Raw genomic sequence first — 13303 nt, forward strand, 5'->3', positions numbered from 1 at the left:
CATGCGCCCCTTTAAATTACACGACCAGAACATAGCCCCTGGCAGTCATGCCAGTGTGCGCCTTCCGGTAGCACGCCTATATAACGATGCCCCTATGGATCTGCATGTCGAAGTTTTCCACGGCATCCGGCGCGGCCCTGTAGTGCTGGTCTGTGCCGCCATCCATGGTGACGAACTGAACGGTATCGAAGTATGCCGGCGCCTTATCAACGAGCTGGATGCAACCCGTTTAACGGGGACCGTCATGGTGGTGCCTGTCGTTAACATGTTCGGTTTCATTCAGCAGTCTCGCTATTTGCCGGACCGTCGTGATTTGAACCGCTGTTTTCCAGGTTCTGAACGGGGCGCTCTGGGTAGCCGCCTGGCCTATTTATTCAACCATTGCCTGGTGCAGCGGGCGACCCACATTATCGATTTACATACCGGGGCAATTCACCGCAGCAACCTACCCCAGATCCGCGTGAATATGGATAATGCAGTAGCAACCCAGATGGCAGAAGCCTTTAACTGCCCTGTGATCATGAATGCGAAAGACCGCGACGGCTCATTGCGCGCGCTTGCGGCTGAACATGACATACCTTTGATATTGTATGAAGCAGGCGAAGGTCTACGCTTTGATTACAGCTGTATCGAGGCGGGCATAAATGGCGTAACGAACGTCCTTAAGATGCTCAGGATGATGAAAGGCCGACGTACCCGTAAAAAGGTTAAGCCGGTATGGGCACAGAAATCAGTCTGGGTGCGCAGTGACAGCGACGGTCTGGTCATTAAACTGGCCGACCTCGGGCAAACCGTAACCCGTGGACAAACACTGGCACAAATCGCTAACCCTCATGGAGATACCGTTGATAAGGTGGTAGCTTCAGTCAGCGGTATTATCATTGGCGCCAGCAATATTCCGGTGACCAATGAAGGCGAAGCTTTGTTTCACATCGCTTGTTTTGAAAGTGACGAAGCGCCGATGGCGACAGAAATGGTAGAAACCTTTGTCGAAGCCTATCCTAATCAGGCACCACTGGAGTAACTCATCAGGTTAACCGAAAAAAGTTAAGCTTGCACAAAACTGGCCGATACAGCAGTCAATAGTAGTTTTGTGAATGAGGCTAACCTTATGTACCAACTTGCGAAGATAACCCGGACCTTGCTGATAGGCAGCTTTACGCTCTGGCTGGCTGCCTGTGTCAGTACCGGAGAAGAAACGGTCGAAAGTCAAAGCCTGCATCAGCATACTCAGGCTCTGGCTGAGCAATTATTTGCCAACGGTATACGGCCTTCACGAGTGGCAGTCGGTAGCTTCGTGCCCACTGACGAGCTGCGCCAACAGGGTGCCGGTGAAGATCGCATTATGGCCCGGCAGATTCAGGAAAGCCTTATTACAGCGGCCACACAACAAGGTGCTCAAATCACCGAGTACCGCACTTCCCGTCAATTACGGCTGCAGGACTCGCAGGAATTAATGCTGACTCGTGAATTAAATGACCTGGCAAATCGTCAACAACTGGATTACTTTCTGACCGGAACTTACAGCGAAGTACAGGGCGGATTACTCGTCAATGCACGCTTGATTCACCTGCGTGACTCCAGTGTCAGTGCCGCTGCCACTCATTTCTTTCCCTGGACGACTCTGCAAGGACCCGGACAACGCAGTGAGATGCGTGCGGGCGCTTTATATCGCCACCCAGCGACAGGAGATAGCGAATGAAACACCTGATTATCGTAGCCTGTAGTTTAGTATTAGTAGCCTGCAGTAACGGCCATTCGCTGCAAGGTTCATCAACACAAACAACTACCCAGGCAACGCCTGCCGCCAGTACTACCCAGGACTATTCACGCCTGATCGCGCAGCAGCTTATGAATAGTGCCCGGGGGATCAGTAATGGACAACGAGTTGCTATCACCAGCCCCGTATGGCTGGATGGTGATTATCAACAAAGCCCGCTGATTGGCCGTCAGTTACAAGAAGAAATAGGCGCAGAAATGCACCGGTTATCTTTGCAAGTAGTTGAGTTTAAACTGACCGACGCCATTCGGGTTACTCCACAAGGTGATTTTGCACTGTCCAAAAACTACCTCGAACTACGTGAACTGCAACAGGCCGACTATATTCTGGCAGGCACATTAGTTGAAAATGGCAGCGGCGTGACCTTTAATGCTCGTTTGATTGATTTTCACACTCAGGTGATACGTGCGACAGCCCAGGTTACGCTGCCGCAACATCTGATCGAACAAATTCGCTCTGAACAAGGCGTAGAGCTGGTTGGTGGTTGATGCAGCAAAAGCTTACGCAACAAAAAGGACAGCAGAACTGGCTCCAGCCTGACGAAGGGCTTGCGTACTGTCAGCTCAATAAGCAGCTATATTATAAAGTGTTGCATAGCTTTTATCGCCAGTACCACTATTTAAAACAACGCTCGCAGCTGACACCAGAGTCGACAGCTCAACTGGCGCACAGTTTACAAAGCACAGCTCCCCCTGGTGGAGCTCTGCGACTGGCAAAATTAGCAAAGAAACTGGCACCACCAGCACCATTGCCTGAACCGCAGGCATGTAAGATTCTTCTTGATGCGGTGCAGCATACATTAGTGGCGATAGAGGCCTACTTGCCTGAGCCACAACAAGAAAACCGCACAAAAGACTTGCTTAGCCAGCTTGAACAGCACAATATTGAAGCCATAAAATTGTTTAAAGAATGGTCAGCGCAGGAAGCTAAGAGCTGGCCCAGTGAGTATCAAAATCAGATTCATCAGGCGCTTTTAGTTTTTGATTTCAAGCAGGCCTATAACCTGCTGCTACAGGGACTAAAAAAGTTTGCGCTGGAATCATAATAAGAAAAAAAACAGTTAACCTGACAGACCTAGACAGACCTAGACAGACCTAGACAGACCTAAAAAAATTATAAGCTGAGGTGCAGCATCAAAGGCGTCAATTTTATAGTTACTGACCAAACTGTTTCCATCTCTATTGATGAAACAACAGAGCTCAGTCAATTAACCGAAAAATTACTAGCAGACGCTTTTGCAGCGTCTGAATATAAAAACTCTGTGCTGGATGAAAATGCGCTGAGCCGGGCGCTAACCCAATTCAAAACCGAGAATCAGCGCGTTGCACGTATTGGTGCCTGTGTCCCACCCAGGCTTGAACTGGTTATCAGCGACGATGACATGCAGGTTACCGCGAAAGTCACAGCTCCTCAGGGTGGCCCCCCTCTTACAGTTAATACCTTTTTGCAGGAACTCCGCGAACAAGGTGTCACTCTGGGTATTCGCCGCGCAGCAATTGATAAACTCATTCAGCATACGCTAAGCGCAGAACCAGGCAGTAGCACCGAGGCCCTGATTGCACGCGGAAAATTTCCCGTCGACGGCAGTGATACCCAATTTAAACAGCTAGTCCAGGACGCCCGCCAGCGGGTACTGCAACCCAAAGAACTGGATGGTGACAAAGTAGATATGCGGGATCTTGGGGAAATACTCAGCGTTGACAAGGGTACACCGCTGTTGCAACGAATTCCGGCAACACCCGGCACTGCCGGTTTTACCGTTCGAGGCGCCACACTTGACGCAGCAGCAGGCGCAGACAGAGAACTGCAAGCTGGCATAGGCACAGAAATCAGTGCTGACGACCCCAATATACTGCTGGCTTCCCGCCAGGGCCTGCCCTGCCTGGTCGACAATGCGGCAAATGTCGACGATGTCTTGTCGATGCGCAAAGTAGACGCCACTACCGGCCACGTCGAATATGAAGGCTCAGTACTGATTCAGGGCAATATTGGCCCAGGTATGCGAGTCATAGCCGGCGGTGACGTAACGGTTAGCGGTTATGTCGATTCCGCACACATTGAATCGGGTGGTAATGTAACGATAACCAAAGGTGTTATTGGCCAACAAAACGAACTGGACAGTGATGATGTTGAAGATCAAGTGCCAGAACACTCTACCCAGATTTCAGCTAAGGGTTCGATTTGGGTTTCCTACAGTCAGTACGCTACGCTCACCAGCGAACACGGCGTCATCGTCGATAAACAACTGACCCATTGTCACGTAATTACCAAAGGCACTCTTTGCCTGGGAGGCGAAGGCAAAGAAGCCCGCGGCAAGCTTATCGGCGGAGTTGTAGACACCTGCAATCATATTTATGCAGGACAGATAGGTGCACCTGCCGGTACCCGCACGTCGATAAACCTGAGTATGCCACCCGTGCCTGAAGCTTACCTGCAGGAACAGGAGAAGCTCACCGCCGAACTGCGCGACGAATTAGGTCTGGTCAAAAAACTAACCCGGGTGCGCCAGAAAGCCAGCCTTGAAGAGTCAAGCCCTAAGCTGAAAGAGTTTCTATCAACCCTGGACCAGAAACTCGAAAACCATCGTCGCAATGTAACCGTGTTACGCATCAGAGCAGCCGAATTGCTGAAGAAAGATCCGGCTAAAGCCCCTATTATCAGCTACGCAAACCGGGTCCTGTATGCAGGAACCCTCTTCCGTAGCGATGTAGAAACCAAAGCTATTCACGAAAACAGGGGCCCTTCGACCCTGATTCTTAGAAACGGGAATTTTAATTACCAATATGTTGGATAAAACCAGTCAGCTGCTGATCCGTCAGCAGCTATTCACCTCTGATGACGTTCTTCTGGTCAATGCTCAGGACGCATACGCTGAGCAAACGGGTGCTGCCAGTCATTACCTGCACTGGGGACATTATCAGCAATTTGGTGATTTAAGAGCAAAGTTCGGGGCAGAGGTACAGCAACGCGCCACACAGGTGGTGCTTTATGTTCCCAAAGAAAAGAGTCTGGCCCTGATGTTATTAGACAATCTGGCCGCTGTTATGCAGCCGACCGATACTTTATACCTGGTTGGTGACAATAAAGGCGGCATTCGTTCACTGGCGAAAAAATTACCCGCCAACTGGGGTAATTGCATAAAAATAGCCAGCGGCAACCATTGCCTCTTATACAGCACGCAGCTTTTAGAACCGGCGCCTTTTAACTTATCCTCATATTTGACGCCCTACCTGATTGATACTGCCGACAAGACGCTCAAAGTGTTTAATTTGCCCGGGGTTTTCAGCCATCAACATCTGGATCCAGGGACCGATCTCTTATTGCAGCATCTGCCATTATCGATTTCAGGTAAAGTCCTCGACTTCGCTTGCGGGAGCGGCGTAATTGCCAGTTGGCTGGGAAAGTACAGCAGTGCCGAATCAATTCACTTAAGTGATGTTAGCGCTCTGGCCCTGCAGGCAAGTCAGCATACCCTGAACGCAAACCAGGTCCAGGCAAGTTGCATTGCCAGTGATGGTCTTAACCAGGTCGCAGGGAACTACGACTGGATCATCAGTAACCCACCGTTTCACACTGGCAAAAACACTGACTATGAAATCGCCCGGCGTTTCTTTGCAGCGGCTCCCTCTCAACTCAATAAAAACGGTCGCCTGTTGATCGTAGCTAACAGTTTTCTGCCCTATCCTGAACTGTTAGGACAATACTTCAAAACGGTCGTAGAAAAAGCTAATAATGGTCGTTTTCGGATTCTGGAGGCGCACTAATGATATTCTCCGGATCGTTGCGCCGAGGGCTACTGTTAGTCAGCTTGCTCATTGCTACTTTGACGCTGCTTCCGGTTTTTGCTATTTACAGCACTCTTCAGTATCAGGAAATGCGGAATATATTGCTGCAACGGGCAGATAATTACGCCGAATTATTAGCCAGCAATGCCCAGCATCAAATGACAGACGATAGCTTTGCATGGAGTGAACCCAGCTTTGAAGTTATTAGCCGTTCATCCTTCGTGCAGACGCTACATATTTATCGCTATCGCGAGAGCAACGCCGAACTTAGTTTTCATGCTAGTTATAATCGCCCTGGTAGTCCGCCTATTGCCGCACGTTTTGCAGAAATAGAAACGCTCAGTAGTCCCGTCATTGAAGGCTCTTCCATTGAAGTAATTAAACCTGTTTATTCTACCGAAGGCATTCAGGGCTACCTCTTTTTACGCGCTGATATGCATGAGCTGTATAACTTAATGCGCCTGACTGCTGGCAGTGCATTACTGCTGCTATTGCTGGCAATTGTACTTGCTTTATCAGGCAGCCAACTACTCAGTCGTTATTTTACACGCCCTTTAAACCGCACTATTTCCACCATGCAGGAAGTTGCCCGCACTAAAAACTATAGTTTGCGATTGGCGGATTCCGACCTTATTGAGCTGGATATGCTGGCGCATAACTTCAACACTATGCTGGATCGTATTCAGCAGTATATCCGGCAACGGGAGAAAGCGGATCTTTATGCCCATCAGTTAAATACAGAACTAGAGCAACAGGTTCAACAACGCACAGAAGCCCTGCGCCAGGCCAATCAGGAACTGCTGGATACACTGGAACAATTGCACCAGCATCAGGGTAAACAGGTTGAAGCCCAGAAAATGTCTTCATTAAGCGAGCTGGTGGCAGGCATTTCTCATGAAATTAACACCCCGGTTGGGTTGGCCGTTACCGCGTCATCCATGATGCAGGATAAACTTTATGATATGCAGCAGGCTTTTGCCCGCGGCGAAGTTTCCAATACCCAGTTTGCCAACTTTCTGAGTGAGTCCAACGAAAACCTCGATATTATCAACCGCAACGTTAACCGCGCCGCAGATCTGGTCAATAATTTTAAAAAGCTCGCAGTAGAGCATGCTACTGAATCATATGTAGAGGTAAACCTCGCACAAATGCTAAACGACATAATTGCCAGCGCCGACTCTTCATTATTACCAAAGGATAAATTTCCGGTGCGCCTGGATTGTCCGCCAGATATAAATATCCGCACTAAAACGGGTGTGTGGCAACAGGTTCTATTTAATTTACTGGAAAATTCAGCATTACATGCTTTTCACGAACGAAATAGCGGAGAGATTCGGATTCAGGTGAGTTGTAACGAATTTATGGTCAAAATAGTATATAGTGATAGCGGTACTGGTGTACCTAACGACATATTACATAAAATTTTCGACCCTTTTATTACCACTAAACGTGGTAGTGGTAATAGTGGCCTTGGTATGCACCTGGTGTATAATCTGGTTACTCATACGCTAGGCGGGCGAATTACTTGCAAAAGCGAGCCTGGTGAAGGATTTGTAGTGATTATGGAATGCCCTGTTGAACAGTTGAACCTGCACTAAGACTTGCAATTAACTATTCAAAAATCATATCCTTGTTACTTATTGTTTAATTTTTTTGCTAAAACCGCACAGAATTACAGGACTTAATATGAGCGCGAAACTTCTTATTGTGGAAGACGAAGTCGTTACCCGACAAACTCTGGCTCGCCTGTTCCAGCAAGAAGGCTACGAAGTTTTTGACGCCGCTGACGGCAAGCAGATGGAACATATCATGGGCCAGCAGCCTGTCGATCTGATTATTATGGATGTGAATCTACCCGGCCAGAGTGGTCTGGAACTGGCAGAGTCTCTGCGCGAGCAAAAGAATATCGGTCTGGTATTTCTAACTGGCAGAGATAGCGATGAAGATCGCTTATTGGCACTGGAACTGGGTGCTGATGATTACCTGATTAAGCCATACAATCCAAAAGAATTAACTATTCGTGTACGCAATTTATATCGGCGCATCGAGCACAGCCAACAGCCTACCGAACCTAAAGTAGAAGGCAGTCGCGAATTTCATTTCAATGACTGGGTGTTGGACTGCGACAGTCGTTGCCTGTATTCGCCAGCGAAACAAATGTTTCGTCTGCCAAAAAGCGAATACCGTGCACTTGAATTGTTTTTAACCCAGCCAGGTAAAATTCATGACCGTGAAACCCTGGTGCGTAAAATGCTGGATCGCGAGCTGCGTCCTAACGACAGAACCGTTGATGTTGCTATTCGTCGTATTCGTCGCCACTTTGAGTCTCACCCGGAAACACCTAACCTGATTACCACCATTCACGGTGAAGGTTACCGTTTTGTCGGTGATGTACGAGTTGAAATTTCGTCTTAAAAAGCAAGACGCAACCTGACACCATTCAGTTAGAGCATTTTGACTGAATGGTGTACTGGTTTTACCTGCCCTGCCCCCTTCACATTCTCATTTGCTTATTCTTTATTACAACTGGTTACTATTACAACTGGTTACAATTTTTTTACAAAAACACCACACAGTAATACTCCCCTTAAGGCATAGTAAGTCCTGGCTAAAAATTCAGCTTCGCCCTAACACAATAAAAAAACCTTAAATCAAACAAAGGGACTTACTCATGCTCAGTATTCGCAATTTATCGAAAACCTATGGTAACCAGGTCAAAGCCCTGGACAATGTCAGCCTGGATATTCCACCCGGTATGTTCGGACTATTAGGTCCTAATGGCGCAGGCAAGTCCTCGCTTATGCGCACTATCGCCACATTGCAGGGTGCGGACAGTGGCGAAGTTGTATTTGACGGTATCAATGTGGCTGAACAGCCCCAGCAAGTCCGGGCTACTCTAGGCTACCTGCCCCAGGACTTTAATGTTTACCCAAGAATTAGCGCCTACCAACTACTCGACCATATCGCGATACTAAAAGGGATAACCAAAGCTAAAGAACGCAAAGCTTTGGTGGATCGACTATTAGAACAAACCAATCTGCATCAGGTGCGCAAGAAAGCCGTAGCTACTTTCTCTGGCGGGATGCGCCAACGCTTCGGAATTGCCCAGGCGCTGATTGGTGACCCTAAGTTAATTATTGTTGATGAACCCACTGCAGGTCTCGACCCAGAAGAGCGTAATCGCTTTCATAACCTGCTGGCCGACATAGGCCAGCATAAAGTCGTCATTCTCTCCACACATATTGTTGAAGACGTGGCAGATCTTTGCCCGCGCATGGCCGTATTGGCCGATGGTCGCATTCAGTTAGAAGGCGAACCCCAGGTTTTAACCAATGAATTAGATGGCCAGATTTGGCGCATCACTGTGGATAAGCAGGACGTAGCAGCCACAATGGAGAATTTCCCGGTCATATCCAGTCGACTGCAAGGTGGACGCAGTGTGCTGCATGTCCTGGCCAGTGAAAATCCCGGTGCCGGTTTCGAAACTGTCACCCCGGATCTCGAAGACGTTTACTTTGCGACCTTGCATCGTGTTCGCCAGCAACAATCCAGCACTCAAAGCAACGCAGCCTAACCGCGTCCTGCAACTCACGGAGATACCCTTATGTGGTTAAAACTCGTTGCTTCTGAATGGAGCTATTTAAGACGCCTGCCATCATTTTATATCGTCAGTGCGCTATTCTTCCTGCTCGCCTTTCTGGCGATGACCATCGACAATGTGCAAATCGCCATTGGCGGGCCCAACGTCATGCAAAACGGTCCATGGTTCCTGGCTATTGCCATGGTCGTATTCAGTATTTTTGGTATGTTTGTCGTGGCGAACTTTGTCGGTAATACCGCCACCCGGGACGTCAGCTGCCGCATGGACGGTATTATTCTGGCCACTCCTGTGCCGCGCGGTGCTTACCTTTGGGGGCGGATGACCGGTGCATACCTGATTACCATGCTGGTCTTCTGCGCTATTCCTTTAGGCCTACTACTGGGTAGTTTAATGCCATGGGTAGATGCAGAACGCTTCGGCCCTACTGTGATTGCCTACTATCTCTGGCCGCTGGTAGTGCTCGTCGCCCCAACCCTGCTCTTTTGCGCGGTGCTCTTTTACGCGTTGGCGATGGCTAGTCGTTCAATGATGGGCATGTACCTGGGCGTGGTTGCCTTTTTTGTGCTCTATCTGATATCTGGCAGCTTACTTAGCGAACCTGAGCACCGCACCATCGCCGCATTAGTTGACCCTTTTGCCAGTTCAGCATACACGGAACTGACACGCTACTGGACGGCGATTGAACGCAACACGCAAATTGTCAGTTTTGAAGGTGTACTGCTGTATAACCGGCTACTCTGGCTCGGTCTGGCTGCGCTTATTATGGTCATTTGCCAGTTTACTCTGGATCCTCGCCGACCATTAACGGGTCGTAGCGCACGCAAACGTCAAAAACAGCTCCAGCAAAATACGTCTCCTGTACCTTCCCCGGCGGCTGCAAGCGTTCAGTTGGAACTCCCCAGGGTGCAGCAACAGAGCGGTTTTACCAGTTGGTGGCCACAACTGGTACGGCAGACTCGCTTCGAAGTGAGCCAAATAGTGAAGAGCGCACCTTTTGTGATCCTGCTGATGATCACTATGGTAATGCTCGGCACTGCACTGATGTTTGACGCCAACACCACTTATGGTACCGCCAACTGGCCGTTTACCCGGCTGATGGTGAATGAGGTCATCAATGCAACCTCGTTGCTTGCTATGGTGGTAGTGATTTATTACAGCGCGGAAAGCGTCTGGCGAGAGCGTCAAAGCGGCATGGGGGATATCGTCGATGCCACCCCGACGCACAGCTCGGTGTTTTTCCTGTCTAAACTGGCTGGTCTGCTGGTGGTGCTGGTTGGCCTCTGTCTTGCGGCTGTCGTAGTCACCGTGCTGTATCAATTAAGCAAGGGCATGACCCAGCTGGAACTGGGGCAGTATGCACTGCGCTTAGGACTCTGGTATGTGCTACCTCTGCTGATGACTGCGGTATTGGCGGTATTTGTTCAGGTTCTCAGCCCGAATAAATTTGCCGGTATCGGTATCATGGTGGTGTTCATCATTGCCCAGTTAACCTTAAGTGCAGTCGGCCTGGAGCACAATATGTACTCCTTCTCAGCGTCTCCTGCACACATGTATAGTGATATAAACGGCTATGGCCATTATATCGCACCACAGCTGTGGTACATGTTGTATTGGGGCGGTTTGACACTGGTGCTTGCCGTTCTGGCTTATACATTATGGCGGCGGGGATCTGAGGCGCGACTAAAAGATCGCAGCCAGCACCTGTTAGCTAAACTAGGCTGGTCTGGTGGTAGCATGATCAGCGCTGGTTTACTGGCATTCATCATTGCAGGCACTGTGATTGTGCATAATACCCGGGTGCTTAACGAATTCACGCCGTCTAAACACGCCATGGATCTACGCGCGGAGTACGAAAAAGAACTGCGTCAATACCACGATATAGCTGTGCCCTCGATTACTGCGGTTGACCTGGAAGTTGAACTATTTCCACAACAGCGCAGCGCTGTCGCGGTCGGCGACTATGTTTTAGAAAACCAAAGTGACCAACCTATTGCGCGTGTACTCGTGCAACTTCCGCAACATGGTTCACGCGCCAGTAACACTGAAATACAGGTGGATGGCGCGCACATCGGTGAAGTGGATGCACGCTTCAACACCCAATGGCTTGAATTTGACGAGCCGCTGGCACCCGGTGACGAAACTCGCATGAGCTTCCGGGTGGAGCGCACCAACCAGGGCTTCGTCGACAAAAACGACGACCTGAGTCTGTTGTACAACGGTACCTTCATTAATAACGGTGCTTTGCTGCCAACACTTGGCTATCAAGCCCGGGCCGAGTTACAGGATCGTCACGAGCGGCGTAAGCGCGACTTACCTGCTCGCCACCCGTTACCCGATCTGGACGATGAAGCGCAGAACAGGGTCAATGCCTTCACCGGAGACACTCATTACATTGACTTTAATGTACTAGTATCGACAGAGCTGGGTCAGACCGCTATTGCACCGGGTTACTTAACGGAGCAATGGGACGAGGGCGAGCGTGCCTATTTTCGCTATGCGATGGATGCGCCGATTCTGAACTTCTTTAACCTGATGTCTGCAGATTTAGACGTCACGGAAGATCAGCATGAGGGCGTTGCGATTAGTGTGTATCACCATGTTCGTCATGATATGAACGTGTCACGCATGATTGCCGGGGTAAAGGACTCGCTGGATTATTTCAGCACTCACTTCGGTCCTTATCAGCATCGTCAATTGCGCATTATCGAGTTTCCGTACCGCAGTTTTGCTCAGGCGTTCCCCAATACGGTGCCATTCTCGGAAAATATGGGTTTTGCACTCGACTTGCGTGACGAGGATGATATTGACTTCGCCTATTATGTGACGGCCCATGAGGTTGCCCACCAATGGTTTGCCCATCAAATTACGCCGGGTAATGTACAGGGTGGTCAGGTATTAAGCGAAACCTTATCGCAGTACGCCGCCCTGATGGTGATGGAAAACACCTATGGTGAACAGGCGATGCGTCGCTTCCTTAAGCGTGAACTGGATCGCTACCTTTCAGCACGTAGTTTTGATGTGATTGGTGAGTCACCGCTATATCGGGTAGAAAGCCAGGCCTACATTTATTATCAGAAAGGTTCGCTGGTCATGTACGCCTTGCGCGATTACTTAGGTGAAGAAGCAGTCAATACGGCTCTGCGTAATCTGATTAATGAGTTCCAGTACCAACATTCGCCCTATCCAAACACCCGGGATTTAATCCGCGTGTTACGGGAACAGGCCACTGACGAGCAACAGGTACTGATCACCGACATGTTTGAGCGAATCATACTCTTTGATCTGCAAACCACGGACGCTGAACTGACCGAGCTCGACAATGGCCGCTGGCAACTTAGCCTGACCATTGAAGCGCAGAAGCTGGAAGCAGACTCAATGGGCCAGGAAGAATCAGTCGACTTCACGCAAAGCTTTGATATTGGTGCACTACGTGCGCATCCTGACCAAATCAGCGATGCGGATGATGTGTTGTATCTGCAAAAACACCCCATTTCACAAGGTGAAAACCAGATCGTGATTGAGCTTGATGAGCGTCCTGCTTTTGCCGGGATTGACCCCTTCGTCAAATTAATCAGCCGTGATGTCAGTCAGAACGTGCGTTCGGTGCGTTAGTTAAACGCCCCTACGGCATATCAAAAGGAGGCACCATTCAGTTAAGAGTATTTTGACTGAATGGTGTTTTTTATTATTCTAAGCGGTTAACCAGCGCTGCGCTTGTTGTATATTTGACGGTAATCCACTCTGCCAGTCATCAATCACAGTTTTCGCTTCCTGCCAGGTCCAGCTTTCCCGCTCCAGGAACTGCATTTTTGCGCCTAACCGAACAAAACCAAGAGAACGGCAACCGCCCTTAATTTTATGGGCCTGACGCCGGAATCCACTTTCATCCCGCTGTTCATAAAGTGCCACCAATTCGGCCAGGTATTTGGGCATCAACGTTGCAAAAGTTTCCAGACTCTCAGCGACCCCGTCCTGCCCAATAATATCCAGGTACTGTTCCAATAACGTAAAATCTATATTTTCAGGCTGTTCCTGAGTTGCCATTAAATTTTCTCCTCTCTGTGAATATCCAGCAATCCAAACTCGAGCGAAGCACGTAATAAGGCAGGATAATTGTCTTTTCTTAAATTTACTGGA

Annotated in this window: 11 protein-coding genes; 10 read left to right on the plus strand and 1 reads right to left on the minus strand. The window is 49.2% G+C overall.

Features of this window, described 5'->3' with window-relative positions; genetic code table 11:
* Position 1: 1 nt before the first annotated feature.
* The 10 genes from CWE09_RS07090 (at position 2) to CWE09_RS07135 (ending at position 12778) form a co-directional block, all read left to right on the plus strand.
* Positions 2–1024: a succinylglutamate desuccinylase/aspartoacylase family protein gene (locus CWE09_RS07090; RefSeq protein ID WP_126803279.1), complete on the plus strand. Its 1023-nt coding sequence runs from the start codon at positions 2–4 to the stop codon at positions 1022–1024.
* 87 nt (positions 1025–1111) lie between these two features.
* Positions 1112–1702, plus strand: a complete 591-nt coding sequence (locus tag CWE09_RS07095; RefSeq protein WP_126803280.1) for a FlgO family outer membrane protein — start codon at positions 1112–1114, stop codon at positions 1700–1702.
* Complete coding sequence (locus CWE09_RS07100) at positions 1699–2268, plus strand: FlgO family outer membrane protein (RefSeq protein WP_126803281.1); 570 nt, start codon at positions 1699–1701, stop codon at positions 2266–2268. The genes CWE09_RS07095 and CWE09_RS07100 overlap by 4 nt, the downstream gene beginning before the upstream one ends.
* Positions 2268–2825, plus strand: a complete 558-nt coding sequence (locus tag CWE09_RS07105) for a hypothetical protein (RefSeq protein ID WP_126803282.1) — start codon at positions 2268–2270, stop codon at positions 2823–2825. Before CWE09_RS07100 ends, CWE09_RS07105 begins: the two co-directional genes overlap by 1 nt.
* A gap of 216 nt (positions 2826–3041) precedes the next feature.
* Positions 3042–4574 carry a DUF342 domain-containing protein gene (locus CWE09_RS07110; RefSeq protein ID WP_126803283.1) on the plus strand — a complete coding sequence of 511 codons (1533 nt, stop codon included), beginning with the start codon at positions 3042–3044 and terminating at the stop codon, positions 4572–4574.
* Positions 4564–5544, plus strand: coding sequence for a class I SAM-dependent methyltransferase (locus tag CWE09_RS07115; RefSeq protein WP_126803284.1), 981 nt, complete (start codon positions 4564–4566; stop codon positions 5542–5544). Before CWE09_RS07110 ends, CWE09_RS07115 begins: the two co-directional genes overlap by 11 nt.
* Entirely contained in the window at positions 5544–7163 is a 1620-nt protein-coding gene (locus tag CWE09_RS07120; protein ID WP_126803285.1) for a sensor histidine kinase, read from the plus strand. Before CWE09_RS07115 ends, CWE09_RS07120 begins: the two co-directional genes overlap by 1 nt.
* A gap of 88 nt (positions 7164–7251) precedes the next feature.
* Positions 7252–7980, plus strand: coding sequence for a two-component system response regulator ArcA (arcA, locus tag CWE09_RS07125; RefSeq protein ID WP_126803286.1), 729 nt, complete (start codon positions 7252–7254; stop codon positions 7978–7980).
* A gap of 256 nt (positions 7981–8236) precedes the next feature.
* Positions 8237–9139, plus strand: a complete 903-nt coding sequence (locus CWE09_RS07130) for an ABC transporter ATP-binding protein (protein ID WP_126803287.1) — start codon at positions 8237–8239, stop codon at positions 9137–9139.
* 30 nt (positions 9140–9169) lie between these two features.
* Positions 9170–12778 (plus strand): M1 family aminopeptidase, encoded by a 3609-nt coding sequence (locus tag CWE09_RS07135; RefSeq protein ID WP_126803288.1) that lies wholly within the window; start codon positions 9170–9172, stop codon positions 12776–12778.
* A 78-nt stretch (positions 12779–12856) separates the two neighbouring features.
* On the opposite strand, the gene CWE09_RS07140 is transcribed toward CWE09_RS07135, so the two are convergent.
* Complete coding sequence (locus CWE09_RS07140) at positions 12857–13210, minus strand: Hpt domain-containing protein (RefSeq protein ID WP_126803289.1); 354 nt, start codon at positions 13208–13210, stop codon at positions 12857–12859.
* Between the last annotated feature and the right edge of the window lie 93 nt (positions 13211–13303).

The organism is Aliidiomarina minuta (genome assembly GCF_003987145.1).
Classification (GTDB): domain Bacteria; phylum Pseudomonadota; class Gammaproteobacteria; order Enterobacterales; family Alteromonadaceae; genus Aliidiomarina; species Aliidiomarina minuta.